Below are 17,840 nucleotides of genomic sequence, written 5' to 3' on the forward strand. Positions count from 1 at the left end.
GTGGCCGTTTTTCATTGCGCTCAATCCTTTACGGGTCCACTTGCATATCCAAGCAAACACGCCCAATACTTACAGTATTGTAAGGATCCGGGCGGGGGGATGCAGGTGAACGCCGACCTTATGACGACAATCGCAAAGCTTCAGGAGCAGCAGGACAGCTCTGGCATATGCGAGATCATGTATAGGGCCATTGGCAATTATGGCTTCGAGAGCTTCATCATCTCGGGGCTGCCGGACCGTGGCATGGATGTGCGCCCGTTCGTGCTGCTGTCTGGTTGGTCAGACGAGTGGTACGAGCGCTATACGGGCCTGGGCTATGTCCATCTCGATCCCGTGGCGAGGCGCTGCTTCTCGACCACCCTGCCATTCGACTGGTCCGAGGCGCCCTATGACCACGAGGCCGACCTGCCGGCGCGCCGGGTGATGGACGAGGCGCGCGATTTCGGCATGGCCGATGGGTTCTGCGTCCCCATCCACATGGAGGGGGGCATGCAGGGCGTCGTATCCCTGGTGGGGGACGCTACGCAGATCGACGACAAGGCTCGGCTGGAACTGCACATGCTGGCGCTCTATGCGCATGGGCAGCTGCGCTTTCTCAACAGCAGCCGCAGCGACCGCTCCATCAAGCGCGCCATCACCAGCCGCGAGGGCGAGGTGCTCAAATGGGTGGCGGCGGGCAAGACCGCTTCGGAGATCGCCGACATTACCGGCCTCAGCCAGCGCACGGTGAACCAGCACTGCGAGAATGCCCAGAAACGGCTGGGTACCAACAACCGCGTCCATACCGTCGTCGAGGCGATCCGCCACAAGCTGATTTCGCTCTAGAGGCCCGTCCCGCCTGGTTGCCCCCGCATTCTCCACGGAGGAGGCGACGACAGGTTCATTGTGATTTTTACCAATATCGCCCTGCTTGAGGGACGTGCCTTATTGCGCGGCGTCATCAAGCGGCTGGGGGCAGCGATGAAGGTGCACGTCGTCCGCGCGCCGGTCGAGCGCTGTTCTATTGACCTGCTGGAGCGAAACTACCGCCTGAGACATACCATTTTCGTCGACATGCAAGGGTGGGAGGCGATCCGTCGTCCCGACCAGCGCGATGTCGATGACTTCGATACGGACGACGCGACCCACCTGCTGCTCACCGATGGCGATGAGCTGGTCGGCGGATCCCGCTTCACCCCACTCGAAAAACCGAACTTGCTGCAGACAGTCTTTGCCGGACTTGTGCAAGGTAATCTCCCCGCCTCTCCCTCGCTTGGGGCTGATTGGAATCGCTTCTATGTGCGACCCGATCGACGTGAGGGCAGGCGGCGCGCACCGGAGTCTGCAGCCCTTTTCTGCGCGGTGATGGAATATGCCCTGCTCGAGGGCTATGCCTTCATCACCTTCGTCTCCACCATCTACATGCTGGAGCATGGCGTCAGCCTGGGCTGGCGCATCACCCCGCTTGGCGCGCCGGCCATCATCGATGGCAAGCCCACGGTGGCGGCCTGGATCGAGGTCAGCGAAGAGGCCCTGGCCAATGTCCGGCGCAGCACCGGCCAGCCGGCGCTGGGCCTGCTCGACCTGGCGCCCACCGGCCGCACGGGGCCGGCACTGCCTCTTCCGTCGCGATACTGAGCACGGCACGGCCCCATGTCGGATGCCCTGGACCTGATCAAGGCGATATTGGCCAGGGACGATCCGGACGGAACGATGGCCCGGGAGGTGCTGGAGAAAGCGCTCGAGCGCGAAGTGGATGTTCTGCTCTATTGCGCCACGGCCCTGGGCCTCAGGCCCGCCACCATCATGAAGCGCGCCGCCCGCTGGGCAGGATATGGCTATTTCGATCGCGTGCCCCGGGGCCTTGTCGGCAGCGCCGAACCTGCCCGCCTCGAAGCCCTGGCCGAGATCCGCATCTTCAGGGTAGCGCTGCTGGATAGGGAAGTGGCGTTCGCCGCCCCCGACTTTGGCGGCATCATCCGCCTCAAGCACCGGCTGGCGACCACGCCACGCCTGTCGCACCTGATCTGCCTCGTGCCCGAACAGGCGCTGCGCGACCATCTGACGGCCGTCGCGTCGCCGGCGCTGATCGATGCGGCGCGACAGAACCTGGCGCGGCGCTGGCCCTATGCCTCGGCGCAACTGGAGCTGACGGGCCTCGCCCGCTACGGCTTTGCCGTCGCGCTGGTGCTGCTGCTGGGCATGGTGCTGGCCGCGCCGCATTTTGCCCAATTGCTGCTGCTGCCAGTGGTTCTGATCGTTCTGGTCGTGCCCGCGGCGCTCCGGCTGGCGGCCGTGCTCGAGCCGCTGCCGCCGGAGCCGAAGCTTGACCGCCCGCCCGACGAGGAGCTGCCGGTCTATTCGGTGCTGATCCCGCTGCGCAACGAGGCGGCCATGGTGCCGCAGCTGTTTGCCGCAATGGAGGCCCTCGACTATCCGGCGGAGCGACTGGACATCAAATTCGTGGTCGAAGCCCGCTCGTCCGGCACGATCGCCGCCGTGGAACAGCGCCTGGGCGATCCGCGCTTCTCGCTGGTGCCGGTGCCCGACGCCATGCCCCATACCAAGCCCAAGGCGCTCGATTTCGCGCTGCCGCTCTGCTGGGGACAGCATGTCGTGGTGTTCGACGCCGAGGACATTCCCGACCGCAACCAGCTCTGGCAGGCCGCGGTGCGCTTCCGGGACGCGCCCGATATCGTCTGCCTGCAGGCCCATCTCGTCATCGACAATGGCAGGCACAACTGGCTGACGGCGCAGTTTGCCGGCGAATATGCGGGGCTGTTCTGCGTCTTGCTGCCCGCGCTGGCCCGCTGGCGCCTGCCCATTCCCCTGGGCGGCACCTCCAACCACTTCCGCCTGCGCGCCCTGCGTGAACTGGGCGGCTGGGACGCCTTTAACGTCACCGAGGATGCCGATCTGGGCATCAGGCTGGCGCGGCGCCGGCTGCGGGTCGCGGTCCTGCCGTCGCAAACCCGCGAGGCAGCGCCCACCCGCCTGTTGCCATGGCTCGGGCAGAGGACGCGCTGGATGAAAGGCTGGATGCAGACCTTCATCGTGCACAACCGCAATCCCGGGCGACTGCTGAAGGAAATGGGACTGCCGGCTTTCCTCGCCTTCGAAATGCTGGTGCTGGGGATGATCGTCGCGCCCATCCTGCACTGCGCCTTCCTGCTGTCGGTGCTGGTGCGGGCATTGCTGGGCGCCGAGCTTGTCGATGGCTCGACGGGCACGGTGTTCTACCTGGCCGTGCTGGGGCTCGGCTATGGCAGCACACTGGCCCTGACCGCCCTCGGCCTCTACCGCCTGCGCCTGCTGGAACTGGCGCCCCAGCAGTTCTGGCTGCCGCTTTATTGGATGTTGATCGGCTTTGCCACGGTCCGCGCCGTGCGCGAACTCGTCCTGCGTCCCTTCTACTGGTTCAAGTCGCCGCACCAGCCACGGGCCGCAAGGCGGCGGTCGCATGGACTGACCGGTTAGCTGCGCAGGCCGGGCGCTTCCTGGCCGGTGCTCTGCACATATTCCGTATAGCCGCCACCATAGGTGCGCACGCCGTCCGGGGTCAGCTCCAGCACGCGGTTGGAGAGCGCGGCGAGGAAATGGCGATCATGGCTGACGAACAGCATGGTGCCCTCATACTGGCTGAGGGCGGTGATCAGCATTTCCTTGGTGGCGATGTCGAGATGGTTGGTCGGCTCGTCGAGCACGAGGAAGTTCGGCGGATCGAACAGCATCATCGCCATGACGAGGCGCGCCTTCTCGCCACCCGAGAGGACACGACACTTCTTTTCGATCTCGTCGCCGGAAAAGCCGAAGGCGCCGGCCAGGGCGCGCAACGGCGCCTGCCCGGCTTGCGGGAAGGAGCTTTCCAGCTGCTGGAACACCGTCAGGTCGCCCTCGAGCACATCCATGGCGTGCTGGGCGAAATAGGCCATCTTGACCGAGGGTCCGCGTGACACCGTGCCGGTGTCAGGATCGGCCGTGCCGGTCACCAGCTTGAGCAGGGTAGACTTGCCGGCACCGTTGACGCCCATGATGCACCAGCGCTCCTTGCGGCGGACATGGAAGTCCAGCCCGTCATAGATGGAGCGGCTGCCATAGCTCTTGGAGACGCCCTTGAGCAGGGCGACATCCTCGCCCGAACGCGGCGCGGGGCGGAATTCGAAATCGACGGTCTGGCGGCGCTTGGGCGGCTCGACCCGGTCGATCTTGTCGAGCTTCTTCACCCGGCTCTGGACCTGCGCGGCGTGCGACGCGCGGGCCTTGAAGCGGGCGATGAAGTCCAGCTCCTTGGCGAGCATGGCCTGCTGGCGCTCGAACTGGGCCTGCTGGTTCTTTTCGGCAATGGCGCGCTGGCTCTGGTAGAATTCGTAATTGCCCGAATAGGTGGTCAGCGAACCGGCGTCGATCTCGACGATCTTGGTGCAGATGCGGTTCATGAACTCGCGGTCGTGGCTGGTCATGAACAGGGCGCCGGAATAGTTCTGCAGGAACGCTTCCAGCCAGATCAGGCTTTCGAGATCGAGATGGTTGCTCGGCTCGTCGAGCAGCAGCGCGTCGGGGCGCATGAGCAGGATGCGGGCCAGGGCCACGCGCATCTTCCAGCCACCCGACAGCGCACCGACATCGCCATCCATCATCTCCTGGGAAAAGCCCAGGCCGTCCAGCACCTCGCGGGCGCGGCCATCCAGCGAATAGCCGTCGAGCTCTTCGAACTGGTGCTGCACCTCGCCATAGCGCTCGATGATGGCATCCATCGCGTCGGCCTTGTCCGGATCGCCCATATCGGCTTCCAGCGCGCGCATCTCGGTGATCAGCGCCGAAACCGGGCCGGCCCCGTCCATGACTTCGGCGACGACGCTGCGGCCGGCCATCTCGCCGACATCCTGGCTGAAATAGCCGATCGTGGTGCCGCGATCGACCGAGACCTGGCCCTCATCGGGCTGCTCTTCGCCGGTGATCATGCGGAACAGGGTGGTCTTGCCGGCGCCATTGGGACCGACCAGACCAATCTTCTCGCCCTTGAGCAGCGTGGCCGATGCGTCGATGAAGACAATCTGCTTGCCGTTTTGCTTGCCGATGCTTTCGAGACGTATCATGCGCTGCGCGATCCTGCGGACAATGCCGGGCGGGAGGCGCGGCGAACGCGTCCGTAAAGCATTGGCGGCCCGCCAGCGCAAGCTCTGGCAATGTCACAGGACCTATGCGGTCAGTCCAGGTCGGGATGCCGGGCGGTGCCGTCCGCATCGAAGATGACGGCCCGATCGGGCTCAAAGCTCAGCGCCAGATTCTGGCCGATACTGAGATTGTGGTCACCATCGAGCACCACGAGCCACGACGCCCCGGACGGCAACTGCATGCTGATGATGGTCTCGTTGCCGAGCCGCTCGACCAGCGCCACCCGGCCGACAATGGCGCCGCCGCTCTCTTCGCTGAGATCATGCGGGCGAATGCCCAGGGTCACCGTGTCCCCGGGCTTGAGGCCATCGGTGCGCGCTGGGATGGCGATCGAGGCCATATCCTTGCCTGCCACGGCCACGCGGCCCGCGCTGACCGCTTCCACGGTGACATTGACAAAGTTCATCTTGGGCGAGCCGATGAAGCCGGCGACGAAGAGATTGGCCGGGCGCTGGTAGAGCTCGATCGGCGCGCCGACCTGCTGCACCACGCCGGCATTGAGCACCACGATCTTGTCGGCCAGCGTCATGGCCTCGACCTGATCGTGGGTCACATAGATCATGGTCGCGCCCAGATCGTGGTGGAGCTTGGCGATTTCCATGCGGGTTTCCACCCGCAAGGCGGCGTCGAGATTGCTCAGCGGTTCGTCGAACAGGAAGACCTCCGGCTTGCGCACGATGGCCCGGCCGATGGCCACGCGCTGGCGCTGGCCGCCGGACAGCTGGCTCGGTTTGCGCTCGAGCAGGTGTTCCATCTGCAGGATGCGCGCGGCCTCGCGGATCTTGGCGTCGCGCACATCCTTGGGCGTCTTGGCCAGCTTCAGCCCGAAGCCGACATTGTCGTAGACGGTCATGTGCGGATAGAGCGCGTAGTTCTGGAACACCATGGCGATGCCGCGGTCGCGCGGTTCGACCCCGTTGCAGAGCACATCCCCGATCCAGAGCTCGCCTCCGGTAATATCCTCGAGCCCGGCAATCATGCGCAGCAGGGTGGACTTGCCGCAGCCCGAGGGACCGACGAAGACGACGAATTCGCCGTGCTCGACCGTGAGGTCGACGCCCTTGATCACCTCGACATTGCCGTAGCTCTTGTGGAGCGATTTCAGTTCCAGTCCGGCCATGCGGGTTATCCTTTGACGGCGCCAGCGGTCATCCCCGCCACGATCTGCCGGTTGAAGAACAGGAAGACGACCAGCGGCGGAATGGTGATGAGCGCGATATTGGTGAAGAGCAGGTTGTAGGACGTGTTGAACTGGCTCTGGAAATTGTAGAGCGTCAGCTGCACCGTCGCATTGGCATTGCCCGGCAGATAGTAGAGCGGGTTGGTGAAGTCATTGAAGATGGCAACCGACTGCACCACGATATTGGTGACGGTCACCGGCCAGAGCAGTGGCAGGATGACCCGGAAGAACACATCGAACGGCCGCGCGCCGTCGATGATGGCCGCCTCGTCCAGTTCGCGGGGAATGGTGGCGATAAAGGCGCGATAGAGCAGGATAGAGAAGGGCAGCCCATAGGCCACCTCGACCAGGATCAGGCCATGCAGCTTGCCGAAGAGGCCGATGCCTTGCAGCAGCCAGATGGTGGGGACGACGGCCGGCGGGATCATCAGGCCGGCCAGGATGAAGAACTCGATCAGGCCATTGAACCGCGTCTTGCGCCGCTGCAGCACGAAGCCGACCATGGCCGCGAAGATCACCAGCAGCGTGACGCTCGCCACGGTGAGGATGGACGAGTTTATGAAGGCGGTGAGCAGCATCCAGTTGCGGGTGGTCACCACCTCGACGATGTTGGTCCAGAGGTGAAATCCCTGCGGCCAGGAGAAGTCGAGCAGCTGGGCCTGCGTCCGATCCTTGAACGCCATCATGATGATGAAGGCGAAGGGAATGAGGAACACCACGGAGGAGACGAGGATGGCGAGGACGCTCAGCCCGTATTTGCGGACGAGGCTCATTCGTGTCCCTCCCGGCGGTTGAGCAGCATGGTGAGCGGCACGACCAGGACGGCGATGAGCGCGAATAGTACCACATTGCCGGCCGTGCTGAGGCCGTAAAAGCCCGCCTGATACTGCTTGTAGATCACCGAGGCGACGGTGTCTGAGGCAAAGCCCGGTCCGCCCCGCGTCATCGCCCAGATCAGATCGAAGGTCCGCAGGCCTCCGATGAAGCTCAGGATGATGACCGTGACGGTGGCCGGCCGGCACAAGGGCAGGGTGACGTAGAAGAAGTTCTGCAGCTTGGTCGCCCCATCGATGCGGGCGGCTTCGTAATAGTCCTTGGGGATGGCGACGATGCCGGCAATGTAGATGACGGTGGCGAGCCCAACGCCCTTCCACACATCGACCAGCGCCACCGAATAGAGCGCCAGGCTCGGATTGGTCAGCCAGCCCGGACCCTTGATGCCCAGCATGGCTAGGCCTTCGTTGATCATGCCATTGGTGGGGTGCATCAGCACGGTAAAGGTGATGCCGACGCCGACGGTGGACACCAGCACGGGGAAGAACACCACCGAACGCAGATAGCCGCGGGCGGCGATCTGGCTGGTGAGCAGCACGGCCAGCAGCAGGCCAAGCACGACCTTGAGCCCCGAGGTGACCACGGCATAGATGACGGTATTGATCAGCCCCTTGATCAGGAACGGTTCGCGCAGGAACTGGGCGAAATTGTCGAGTCCGATGAAGGTAGAGTTGAACAGCGTCCAGCGGGTGAGGCTGAAATAAAGCGAAGCCACGGTGGGCAGCAGGAACAGCAGGCCATAGATGATGGCGGCCGGCAGGAAGAACCAGCCCGGATAGGGCGAGGGTCGCTTCAGCACCGGCACGGGGGCGGCGGCACCGGCACCGGCCGTACCGGTTTGCGTCATGACTGACATGGGCGACTCCTCAGGAACGGCGGCTCCGGGTGAGACCAGGCACCCGGAACCGCCTCATGTGCAAGGGTTTACCAGCCGGGAAGGCCGAGCTGCTGGGCCTGCTTGCGCACGTCCTCGTCGTAGAGTGCCGCGCCATCGGCTGCCGGGCGGATGCCGGAGCCCACTTCCACGGTGATCTGCTCGAGCGCCGGCCCCTTGATGGGCGAGAGGAATTCGAGCGCCGGACCATTCTGCCCGCCTTCGGCGAAGTAGGGCAGCATGTCGCTCACGGCCGGGGGAACGTCATCGGGCAGGGTGCAGCCATTGACCAGGTATGGCCCGGACGCGCCGCCCGCACGGGTCTGCGCCTCGCAGCCCTCGACGCTGGCGACGAAGGCAACGAACTTCTTGGCGGCGTCGAGATTGGACGTGGTCTGGGGAATATAGATGCCATCGGGCATCCATACCGTAAGCCCGTTCATGCCTGCCTCGTCACCCGGCTGGGCGAAGAAGCCGACATTGCCGATCATGTCGGGATAGGCCGCGGCGATGGCCGTGGTGGCAAAGGTCAGCATCGGATAGTGGGCACCTTCGCCGGCGGCGACCATGCGGATGCCGTCGTCATATTTGGCGGCGCCGAAATCCTCGTTGAAGTAGCCGGCCTCGAAGGTTTCCTGCAGCTTTTCAAAGCCGCGCAGGGCAGCCGGCTCGGTGGCGAACTTGGCTTCGTTGGCCGTATAGCGGCTGGCGAAGTTGGGGTCCTTGGCGCTGACATTGTAATAGTCCGCCAGCACGAAGAGCTGGCTGGTCCAGGTGTCGGCATAGGTCTGGATCACGGCGACCTTGCCTGCGGCCTTGATCTTTTCGTTATTGGCCATGAATTCGGCCCAGGTCGTGGGGACGGTGAGCCCGAGTTCTTCATAGATGGCGCGGTTGTAATAGATGCCGCCGCCCATGGCAGCGCCCATCGGCGCGCCGCGCACGGTGCCGTCCGGCGCCGTCACCACCTGCTTGAACGAGGCCTGCACGTCGGCCTGCCAGGGTTCATTGGTCAGATCGACCAGGAACTGCTGGGGATTGATGGCCTGGAATAGCGAGCCCGAATTGTAGCGGAAAATGTCGGCCATCGAGCCGGTGGCGAGGCGCGTCTTGACGAGATTGTCGCCTTCGGAACCGCCGGGACGGGTTTCGATGTCGATATTGATATCGGGATTGGCGGCTTCAAAGCTCTTGACCAGTTCCTCGGCCACGGCCACGCCGTCGGCGCCACTCGGGATGAGGTAGGTGAGGTTGATGCTCTGCGCAAAGGCGCTGCCGCTGAGGGCCGTTACCAGCATGAGCCCGGCGGACAAGCCGGCCAGCGCGGTCCTGCGTGAAGTCTTGGTCATTGGTCTGTCTCTCCCATTATGCCCGCACCATGCGGGCAGTTCGTGCTGCCGCCTGTTGGCTCAGGGCGTGCGGGCGTTGATGCTCAGCCCGGTCCGCGTTGGCCGCGGCTTCGGGGTGTAGGTGAAGGCAATGGCGTGCTGGCCGGCGGCGAGGGGTCGGTCGCCCTTGCCGTCCCAGGCTTCGCCATCCACCTGGACGTTGCGATAGTCGGGCGACAGTCGCAGCAGGCCGCGCGCGCCGGCCGGAACCTCGACCATGTAGCTGACCTTGTCGCCATCCACCGTCCACTCGGCGCGGATCAGGCCCCTGGGGCTGTCGTGATGCGCCTTGACGGGGGACAGTTCGGCGATGATCATCGGCTCGAACACCACGGTGACAAAGCCCGGATCGGTCTCGTCCGGCCGGAATCCGGCCACGCCCTCGAGCAGCCACTGGCACACCGCGCCATAGGCGTAGTGATTGTAGGAATTCATCTGCGGATTGTAGATCGAGCCGTCCGGCTGGATGGCGTCCCAGCGCTCCCAGATGGTCGTGGCACCCATCTTGACCTGGTAGAGCCAGCCGGGGACTTCCTCCTGCAGGAACACATCTGTCGCCAGACCGATTTCACCAATCTTGACCAGCGCCGGCAGCAAGGCGGGTGTACCGATAAAGCCGGTGCCGATGCGGCCATCGGCGCGCGCGATGGTGGCCTTGAAATAGCGCCTGGCCGCTTCCTGTCTGTCGGCCGGGATCAGGTCGTGCAGGAAGGCCAGCGCATAGGAGGTCTGGTCGTCATAGGCGAGCCGACCGGAGGCGGTGACGAACTCATCGGCAAAGGCGGCCTTGACCTTGGCGGCCATGGTTTCGAGACGCGAGGCGACGTCGGCATTGCCGACAATGCGGGCGATGCGGGCGACCAGCGTGGCGGTGATGAAGAGATAAATGGTCGCGGCCGCGTCGTCGCCGATGGTGGGCAGCGGCTTGGCGGAGGGGCCGCCCGGCTGCAGCCAGTCGCCGAAGGAGAAGCCACGGGCCCCCCATTCGCGCGGCGGCGACACGATCGGGCCATCGCTGATCGACCAGACGAAATCGACCCACCTGACCATGGCAGGCAGCGTTTCCTTGAGGAAGGCCGCGTCGCCATAGTGCAGGTAGAGCTGCCACGGCACGATGGCGACAGCGTCGCCCCAGCCGGTGCTGCCGTAAAAGCCGGGGTAATCCGTCGGGTTGAGCTTGGTGGGGTCGGGCACGACATGGGGCACCGCGCCATCGGCGCGCTGGTCGGCCATCAGGTCGCGCATCCACTTCTGGAAGAAGCTGTGCGTGTCCGCGAAATAGCACGCCGTGCCGGCAAAGACCTGCGCATCACCGGTCCAGCCCAGGCGTTCGTCGCGCTGCGGACAATCGGTGGGCACTTCGATGAAGTTGCCGCGCTGCGACCAGATTGTATTGAGCACCAGCCGGTTGACCAGCGCATTGCCTGACGTGAAGCCGGCCTTGACCTCGGTCACCGAGCTGATCGGCACCGAGACAATGCTGCCCAGCTTTGCCTCGCCATCGATGGTGACGCGGGCATAGCGGAAGCCCTGGAAGGTGAAATAAGGCCGATAGTGTTCCGTGCCATGGCCGGCCAGACTGTATTCCAGCCGCGCCTCGGCGGTGCGGAAATTGCCATTGTAGAACTGGCCATCCTGGTCGAGCACTTCGGCATGCTCCACCGTCACTTTTGCGCCGGCGTCCCCGCGCACGTCGAAGGCGACATAGCCGCCGATATTCTGTCCGAAGTCATAGACCGTACAGCCTTCGGCATCGGTCCAGCTCTTGACCACCGGCAGCGGCGACAGTTCACGCACCGGCGTGGTTTCATGCGCGATGAGGCGCGCCGTGTCGAAGGCGATGGCGGCCGTGCCGGCTGACACGGTGGGCACGATGCGGGCGTCGAAGATCTCGCCGAAATAGATGCCCGACTTGCGGATGGGCAGGGTGCCGCTCTGCCAGCTGGCATCGGTCACCAGCACGGGCGTCCTGTCGCCTGGCGCGCTGCGCAGCTCGGCTATGGCGGCAATCTCGCTGCCCCAAGTGTTGAAGATCGGCGCCTTGCCCCACATCATCTGCGAGCGCAGCCAGCCATCGGCCAGCCAGATCTCGATGCGGTTCTCCCCCGCCACCAGCAGCTCGCCAACGGAATAGGTCTGGTAGCTCAGCCGCACATCGTAACTGGTCCAGCCCGGCGTCAGCAGGTCATTGCCGACCCGCTTGCCGTTGATGAAGCAGCGATAAAGGCCCAGGGCCGAGATATCGAGCACTTCGCTGCCGCCCACGGCGCCCAGCGTGAAGGACTTGGCGACGAAACTGGCCGGCGTCCCGACGCCCTGATCGGCCAGGGGCCGAACCATCTGCGCCGTCCAGTTGCGCAAAGTTACATTGCCCTGCGCCGATGCAGACGGTGCCATTGCGTCGTTCACGCCGATCTCCTCAACTCGTCCCGCGGGTGTCGAACTTGGTGCTCGCATCCGTCTGTAGAATGTTCTACGTTTATCGTTCTACAAAATCGCACGCTTGGCAATGGCAAATTTTTGCAGTCGGTGTGATAAGGGGAAAATGCCCGGCAAAAGGGGCGGAAAAACCGGCCTTTGCCGGCGGCAGGAGAGCGTTCAGACCATGGATAGACCGGCATCAAGCGGCAGGAATGGTCGCGTTACCATTCGCGAAGTGGCTGAGGATGCAGGCGTTTCTGTCGCGGCCGTTTCCAAGGTGTTGCGCGATGCCTATGGCGTCAGCGACGTTATGGAAGCCAAGGTCCGCGCCTCCATCGCCAAGCTGGACTATCGCCCGCACACCGCGGCACGCGCCATGCGTGGCCAGACCTATACGATCGGCGTGCTGCTCGCCGACGTGAAGAATCCGTTCTTCCCCCAGGTCATCGACGGCATCGATGACGGCCTGGCGGGCACGCAATATGTGCCCTTCTTCGGCATCGGCCACGGTTCCACCAGCATGGAGAAAGCCATCGTCCATGCCATGGTCGACCGCCAGATGGACGGACTGATCATGATCGGACAGCGGATGACGGATGCCGAGGTCGAGGCGACCGCGCGGCAGGCCGCCATTACCGTGATCGGCCATCATGCCCCGCAGGCGACGCTGTTCGACTCGGCCAATAACGACGACGAACGCGGCGGCACCCTTGTGGTCGAGCATCTGATCGCCCAGGGCTACAAGCGCCCCGCCATGATCACCCTGCGCCGGGCCGACCTGGGGCAGGCCGACGTGTCGCAGCGCCGCGAGGCGGGGTTCGTCTCCGGCATGCGCGCCGCCGGTTTCGATGACAGCGCCATCCGCATCGCCGCTGCTGCCGACGACATCGACGACGTGACGGCCACGGTACGCATGCTGCTGGAAGGCCCCAATCCACCCGACGCCATTTTCGGCTGGGCCGACTATTACGCGCTTGAAGTGCTGAGTGCGGTACGCGCGCTCGGCCTGCGCGTGCCGGAGGACATTGGCGTCATCGGCTACGACAATTCACCGCCCTGCGCCTATACGCAGAACGACCTCACCAGCATTGATCAATCCGGGCGGGAGATCGGCCGCAATGCCGCGCGCCTCATGCTGGAGCGTATCGCGGGTCGAAAAACGGCGGAGCACTTCGTGGTGCAGCCGCGGGTCGCGGTTCGCAACAGCACGGCGCTCCGAAACAGCTAGGCCAAAAACGTTTTATTTTTCAGGAGATTGTCGTGTCTTTTCGCGACCCGCTTTAGTCATACTTTTCCCTATTTACATATAATAGTACTTTATATAGCGTCCTCCCATCGCCGCAGGTGAACACGCCGCGACGACCACATTTGGGAGGACATCGTGACCATCATTTCCAAGCTTGCCATCGCGGCAAGCCTCGCTACTGCTTTGACCTCGGTCAGCATCGCCCAGGACAATCTCAAGGGTCTCACCATCGGCTTCAGCCAGATTGGTTCGGAATCCGGCTGGCGCGCCGCCGAGACCTCGGTGACCAAGCAGCAGGCCGAAGCGCTTGGCATCGACCTCAAGTTTGCCGATGCCCAGCAGAAGCAGGAAAACCAGATCAAGGCTATCCGCGGCTTCATCGCCCAGGGCGTTGACGCCATCCTGGTAGCGCCCGTGGTTGCCACTGGCTGGGAAGACGTGCTGACCGAAGCCAAGGAAGCCGAAATTCCGGTGATCCTGCTCGACCGCGGCGTCGATGCGCCCGAAGATCTCTACCTGACGTCGGTCGCTTCCGACCAGGTCAAGGAAGGCCGCGTTGCCGGTGAATGGCTGGTTGCCGAAGTGGGCGATGCCGACTGCAAGGTCGTCGAACTGCAGGGCACCGTCGGCTCCACCCCCGCCATCAACCGCAAGCAGGGCTTCGAGGAAGCGATTGCCGGCCACGCCAATATCGTCCTTGCCCGCAGCCAGACCGGTGACTTCACCCGCGCCAAGGGCAAGGAAGTCATGGAAGGCTTCATCAAGGCCGAAAACGGCGGCGCTGACATCTGCGCAGTCTATGCCCACAATGACGACATGGCCGTTGGCGCCATCCAGGCGATCAAGGATGCCGGCCTCAAGCCCGGTACCGACATCAAGGTGGTCTCGATCGACGCCGTGCCGGACATTTTCGCCGCCATGGCAGCCGGTGAGGCCAATGCGACGGTTGAACTGACCCCCAACATGGCCGGCCCGGCCTTCGAAGCCCTCTCGGCCTATCTCGCCGACGGCACCGCGCCCGAGAAGTTCATCATCACCGAGTCCAAGCTCTATACGCCTGCGGACAATCCGCAGGTCGAGTATGACACCCGCAAGGGTCTGGGCTACTAATCGCACAACAATGATGGTTCCGCCGGTACGCCGGCGGAACCGATCTGTCGCGACAATGCCGGAACGGCGGCGCGAGCACTTGGGGGAGACTGGCATGGCCGACGGCCAATACGTGCTCGAAGCGCGCAGCGTCACGAAGATATTCGGCAACCATGTCGCTCTCGACAAGGTCGATTTCGGGTTGCGGGCCGGCGAGGTCCACGCGCTGCTCGGCGAGAATGGCGCGGGCAAATCCACCCTGATCAAGATACTGACCGGCGCCTACCAGCCCGATGGCGGCAGCATCCATGTCGATGACGCTGCCGTGTCGCTCGACAATCCCCTCCACGCCCAGACCTTTGGCATCGGCACGGTCTATCAGGAGGTCAACCTCCTGCCCAACCGTTCGGTCGCCGAGAACCTGTTCCTGGGCCACCAGCCCCTGCGCTTCGGCTTTGTCGACTTCCGCAAGATGGAGGCGGATGCCCGCACGCTGCTGGCCAATTATGACCTGCATATCGATCCGGCGAGCGAACTGGGGATGCATTCGGTCGCCGTTCAGCAGATCGTCGCCATCGCCCGGGCCGTGCAGCTGTCGGGCAAGGTGCTGATCCTCGACGAACCCACGGCAAGCCTGGATCGCAACGAGGTCGAGCGCCTGTTCGAAGTGGTGCGCGGGCTCAAGGCCAGGGGCCTGGCCATCATCTTCATCACCCATTTCCTCGATCAGGTCTTTGCCATTTCCGACCGTGTGACCGTGCTGCGCAATGGCAGGTTGATCGATACCCGCCCGCTCGATGCGCTCAGCCGCACCGATGTGGTGCGCCTGATGCTGGGCAAGGACATCGCCTTTTCCGGCGCCACCGATGTCGAGCCGAGCGAGACGCCGGACGAGGTGCTGCTCGAATTCAAGGGTTTTGGCCGCAAGCGCAGCGTCGCGCCATTCGACCTGACCATCCACAAGGGCGAAGTCGTCGGTGTCGCCGGCCTGCTCGGCTCGGGCCGCACCGAGGTGGCGCGCATCATGTTCGGCGCCGACCCGGCCGACCAGGGCACAGTCAGCATCAATGGCAAGCCGACCGCCATTCGCCGCACCACCGACGCCATCAAGCACGGCTTCGGCTTCTGCCCCGAAGACCGCAAGGCGGAGGGCATCCTTGGCGACCTGTCGGTACGCGAGAACATCGTCATCGCCCTGCAGGGCAAGCTGGGCTGGTTCAAGGCGCTCAATCGCGACGAACAGCTCGAGATCGCCGGCAAGTTCGGCGAGGCCATGGATATCCGCGCCGCGTCGCTCGACATGCCGGTCAAGCTGCTTTCGGGCGGCAATCAGCAGAAGGTCATCCTGTCGCGCTGGCTGGCCACCGATCCCGCCTTCCTTATTCTTGATGAACCAACGCGCGGCATCGATGTCGGCGCCCATGCCGAAATCGTCCGCACCATCAACCGGCTGCGCGATGAGGGCATGGCCATGCTGGTCATCTCCTCCGAGCTTGACGAGGTCGTGGCCTACAGCTCCCGCATCGTGGTGATGCGCGACCGCGAAATGGTCGCCGAACTGCGCGGCAAGAACATCAACCCCGGCGTGATCGTCCAGGCGATCGCCAACCACAGTGACGAGGCCGTCGCATGAAGCGGCTCCATCTCGAGCGTCTCGCCAATCCGCAATTGCTGGCGCTGGTCGCCGTGCTGCTGATCAACTGGCTGCTGTTTCCCAATTTCTTCCGCGTTTCCTGGCAGGACGGCCGCCTGTTCGGCAGCCTGATCGACGTGATCAATCGCGGCGCGCCGGTGGCGATCCTGGCCATCGGCATGACCGGGGTCATCGCCACCAAGGGCGTCGACCTTTCGGTCGGCGCCATCATGGCAGTTTGCGGCGCGGTGGCGGCGACCATGGTGGTAGCGGGGTATCCTACCCCCATCGCCGTGGTCGCCGCGCTGTCCGTCGGCCTGCTCTGCGGCCTGTGGAACGGCTTCCTGGTCGCCGTGCTCGATATCCAGCCCATCGTCGCCACTCTGGTACTGATGGTGGCCGGGCGCGGCATTGCCCAGCTGATCACCGAAGGCTCCATCGTCACCTTCAACGATCCCGCGCTGATCTTCATCGGCACCGGCTCTTTCCTGGGCTTTCCCATGGCGGCGGTGATTGCGCTGGCGCTGATGATCCTGGTGACCTTGCTGGTGCGGCGCACCGCCATAGGGCTGTTCATCCAGGCCATCGGCGTCAACCGGGCAGCGGCATCGCTCGCCGGCATCCATAGCCGCATGCTGCTGATGCTGGTCTATGCGCTGAGCGGCTTCTGCGCCGCGATCGCGGGCATTGTCGTGGCAGCCGACATCCGCGGCGCCGACGCCAACAATTCCGGTCTCTGGCTCGAACTCGATGCCATCCTGGCCGTGGTGATCGGCGGCACCTCGCTGCTGGGCGGCAAGTTTTCCATTCCCCTGGCCGTGGTCGGCGCGCTGATCATCCAGGCCATGAATACCGGCATCCTGGTTTCCGGCTTTCGGCCGGAATTCAACCTCATCGTCAAGGCCGGCATGATCATCCTGATCCTGATGCTGCAATCCCCGCTCGTCGGCTCGGCCCTCGGCTTCTTCAAACGCGACCCCAAGCAGGCGGCCTCCCGATGAAACGCAGTCTTCGCCCGCTTGCGGCCACCGCCGTCATCTTCCTCATCGCCTATGCCCTGAGCGTTGCGCAGTTTCCCGGCATGCTCTCGACCCGGGTGCTGGGCAATTTCCTCACCGACAATGCCTTCCTCGGCATCGCCGCCGTGGGCATGACCTTCGTCATCATCTCGGGCGGCATCGACCTTTCGGTCGGGGCGGTGATCGGCTTTACCGGCGTGCTTGTCGCGGTGCTCATCTCTTGGCTTGGCTTCCATCCGCTGGCAGCATTCGCCATTGCCCTGGGCGTGGCCGCCCTCTTTGGTGCCGCCATGGGGCTGACCATCCACTATCTGCAGGTGCCCAGCTTTATCGTGACGCTGGCCGGCATGTTCCTGGCTCGTGGTGGCGCCTCGGTGATCACCCAGGATTCGGTGCCGATCAACCACGAATTCTACCGCACCGTCTCCGAGCTCATCATCCGCCTGCCGGGCGGGGGACGGCTGAGCTCCATTGGCCTGCTGATGGTCGCCGTCTTCCTGCTGGGCGCCTTGCTTGCCCACCGCACCCGCTTCGGCTCCTACGTCTATGCCCTTGGTGGCAATCCGGTCTCGGCGCTGCTCATGGGCGTGCCGGTGGCGCGCACCACGGTGCAGATCTATATGCTGTCGAGCGTCTTGGCGGCCTTGGCGGGAATCGTCTTTTCGCTCTACACCTCGGCCGGCTATCCGCTGGCGGCGGTCGGTGTCGAACTCGACGCCATCAGCGCCGTTGTCATCGGCGGCACGCTGCTGACCGGCGGCTATGGCTTCGTGCTGGGCACCTTTGTCGGCGTCATGCTGCTGGGCCTCGTCCAGACCTACATCATCTTCGACGGCACGCTGTCGAGCTGGTGGACCAAGATCGTGATCGGCGTGCTGCTGTTCTTGTTCATCGTTCTGCAGCGCATCATATTTGCGGCCTCCGCGCCGGGCGAAGAATCGCCCGAAAAATCGTAGAACCAGTCGACACTGTCCTGAGGTTGGCCTGCAAATGCCTGTTTTC

General features: G+C 64.2%; 14 protein-coding genes. 8 read left to right on the plus strand and 6 right to left on the minus strand.

Annotated elements, in window-relative coordinates; all coding sequences use genetic code 11:
• The first annotated feature begins 120 nt into the window (after positions 1-120).
• The 3 genes from ACLI1C_RS04250 to ACLI1C_RS04260 are packed head-to-tail and all read left to right on the plus strand — an operon-like array spanning position 121 to position 3,456.
• Positions 121-825: a helix-turn-helix transcriptional regulator gene (locus ACLI1C_RS04250; protein ID WP_411395609.1), complete on the plus strand. Its 705-nt coding sequence runs from the start codon at positions 121-123 to the stop codon at positions 823-825.
• 60 nt (positions 826-885) lie between these two features.
• Entirely contained in the window at positions 886-1,617 is a 732-nt protein-coding gene (locus ACLI1C_RS04255) for an acyl-homoserine-lactone synthase (RefSeq protein WP_411395610.1), read from the plus strand.
• Between the two features lie 15 nt (positions 1,618-1,632).
• Entirely contained in the window at positions 1,633-3,456 is a 1,824-nt protein-coding gene (locus ACLI1C_RS04260; protein ID WP_411395611.1) for a glycosyltransferase family 2 protein, read from the plus strand.
• On the opposite strand, the gene ACLI1C_RS04265 is transcribed toward ACLI1C_RS04260, so the two are convergent.
• From ACLI1C_RS04265 to ACLI1C_RS04290, 6 genes are all read right to left on the minus strand, one after another.
• Positions 3,453-5,075, minus strand: a complete 1,623-nt coding sequence (locus tag ACLI1C_RS04265; RefSeq protein ID WP_411395612.1) for an ABC-F family ATP-binding cassette domain-containing protein — start codon at positions 5,073-5,075, stop codon at positions 3,453-3,455. The genes ACLI1C_RS04260 and ACLI1C_RS04265 overlap by 4 nt on opposite strands.
• A 110-nt stretch (positions 5,076-5,185) precedes the next feature.
• The gene (locus ACLI1C_RS04270; protein WP_411395613.1) at positions 5,186-6,274 is read right to left on the minus strand and encodes an ABC transporter ATP-binding protein; all 1,089 of its coding nucleotides are present in this window, start codon (positions 6,272-6,274) and stop codon (positions 5,186-5,188) included.
• A gap of 5 nt (positions 6,275-6,279) precedes the next feature.
• Entirely contained in the window at positions 6,280-7,107 is an 828-nt protein-coding gene (locus ACLI1C_RS04275) for a carbohydrate ABC transporter permease (protein ID WP_411395614.1), read from the minus strand.
• Positions 7,104-8,015 (minus strand): carbohydrate ABC transporter permease, encoded by a 912-nt coding sequence (locus ACLI1C_RS04280; RefSeq protein ID WP_411398216.1) that lies wholly within the window; start codon positions 8,013-8,015, stop codon positions 7,104-7,106. Before ACLI1C_RS04280 ends, ACLI1C_RS04275 begins: the two co-directional genes overlap by 4 nt.
• A 77-nt stretch (positions 8,016-8,092) precedes the next feature.
• Positions 8,093-9,391, minus strand: coding sequence for an ABC transporter substrate-binding protein (locus tag ACLI1C_RS04285; RefSeq protein WP_411395615.1), 1,299 nt, complete (start codon positions 9,389-9,391; stop codon positions 8,093-8,095).
• A 60-nt stretch (positions 9,392-9,451) separates the two neighbouring features.
• Positions 9,452-11,827 (minus strand): family 78 glycoside hydrolase catalytic domain, encoded by a 2,376-nt coding sequence (locus tag ACLI1C_RS04290; protein ID WP_411398217.1) that lies wholly within the window; start codon positions 11,825-11,827, stop codon positions 9,452-9,454.
• 208 nt (positions 11,828-12,035) lie between these two features.
• On the opposite strand from ACLI1C_RS04290, the gene ACLI1C_RS04295 reads away from it, so the two are divergent.
• The 5 genes from ACLI1C_RS04295 to yjfF all read left to right on the plus strand — a co-directional run bounded on the left by ACLI1C_RS04295 (position 12,036) and on the right by yjfF (position 17,794).
• Complete coding sequence (locus ACLI1C_RS04295) at positions 12,036-13,079, plus strand: LacI family DNA-binding transcriptional regulator (protein ID WP_411395616.1); 1,044 nt, start codon at positions 12,036-12,038, stop codon at positions 13,077-13,079.
• Positions 13,080-13,232: 153 nt separating this feature from the next.
• Complete coding sequence (gene ytfQ / locus ACLI1C_RS04300) at positions 13,233-14,207, plus strand: galactofuranose ABC transporter, galactofuranose-binding protein YtfQ (protein ID WP_411395617.1); 975 nt, start codon at positions 13,233-13,235, stop codon at positions 14,205-14,207.
• A gap of 94 nt (positions 14,208-14,301) precedes the next feature.
• Positions 14,302-15,819, plus strand: coding sequence for a sugar ABC transporter ATP-binding protein (locus ACLI1C_RS04305; protein WP_411395618.1), 1,518 nt, complete (start codon positions 14,302-14,304; stop codon positions 15,817-15,819).
• Positions 15,816-16,820 carry an ABC transporter permease gene (locus ACLI1C_RS04310; protein WP_411395619.1) on the plus strand — a complete coding sequence of 335 codons (1,005 nt, stop codon included), beginning with the start codon at positions 15,816-15,818 and terminating at the stop codon, positions 16,818-16,820. Before ACLI1C_RS04305 ends, ACLI1C_RS04310 begins: the two co-directional genes overlap by 4 nt.
• Positions 16,817-17,794: a galactofuranose ABC transporter, permease protein YjfF gene (yjfF, locus tag ACLI1C_RS04315; protein WP_411395620.1), complete on the plus strand. Its 978-nt coding sequence runs from the start codon at positions 16,817-16,819 to the stop codon at positions 17,792-17,794. Before ACLI1C_RS04310 ends, yjfF begins: the two co-directional genes overlap by 4 nt.
• Positions 17,795-17,840 lie beyond the last annotated feature (46 nt).

This window comes from Devosia sp. XGJD_8, from assembly GCF_046614475.1.
GTDB lineage: Bacteria > Pseudomonadota > Alphaproteobacteria > Rhizobiales > Devosiaceae > Devosia.

Bases quoted from the DNA above. Each gene is read 5' to 3' on its own strand.
- ACLI1C_RS04250 (WP_411395609.1), top strand. From the start codon at position 121: ATGACGACAATCGCAAAGCTTCAGGAGCAGCAGGACAGCTCTGGCATA.
- ACLI1C_RS04260 (WP_411395611.1), top strand. From the start codon at position 1,633: ATGTCGGATGCCCTGGACCTGATCAAGGCGATATTGGCCAGGGACGAT.
- ACLI1C_RS04265 (WP_411395612.1), bottom strand. From the start codon at position 5,075: ATGATACGTCTCGAAAGCATCGGCAAGCAAAACGGCAAGCAGATTGTC.
- ACLI1C_RS04270 (WP_411395613.1), bottom strand. From the start codon at position 6,274: ATGGCCGGACTGGAACTGAAATCGCTCCACAAGAGCTACGGCAATGTC.
- ACLI1C_RS04275 (WP_411395614.1), bottom strand. From the start codon at position 7,107: ATGAGCCTCGTCCGCAAATACGGGCTGAGCGTCCTCGCCATCCTCGTC.
- ACLI1C_RS04280 (WP_411398216.1), bottom strand. From the start codon at position 8,015: ATGACGCAAACCGGTACGGCCGGTGCCGGTGCCGCCGCCCCCGTGCCG.
- ACLI1C_RS04285 (WP_411395615.1), bottom strand. From the start codon at position 9,391: ATGACCAAGACTTCACGCAGGACCGCGCTGGCCGGCTTGTCCGCCGGG.
- ACLI1C_RS04290 (WP_411398217.1), bottom strand. From the start codon at position 11,827: ATGGCACCGTCTGCATCGGCGCAGGGCAATGTAACTTTGCGCAACTGG.
- ACLI1C_RS04295 (WP_411395616.1), top strand. From the start codon at position 12,036: ATGGATAGACCGGCATCAAGCGGCAGGAATGGTCGCGTTACCATTCGC.
- ACLI1C_RS04305 (WP_411395618.1), top strand. From the start codon at position 14,302: ATGGCCGACGGCCAATACGTGCTCGAAGCGCGCAGCGTCACGAAGATA.
- ACLI1C_RS04310 (WP_411395619.1), top strand. From the start codon at position 15,816: ATGAAGCGGCTCCATCTCGAGCGTCTCGCCAATCCGCAATTGCTGGCG.
- yjfF (WP_411395620.1), top strand. From the start codon at position 16,817: ATGAAACGCAGTCTTCGCCCGCTTGCGGCCACCGCCGTCATCTTCCTC.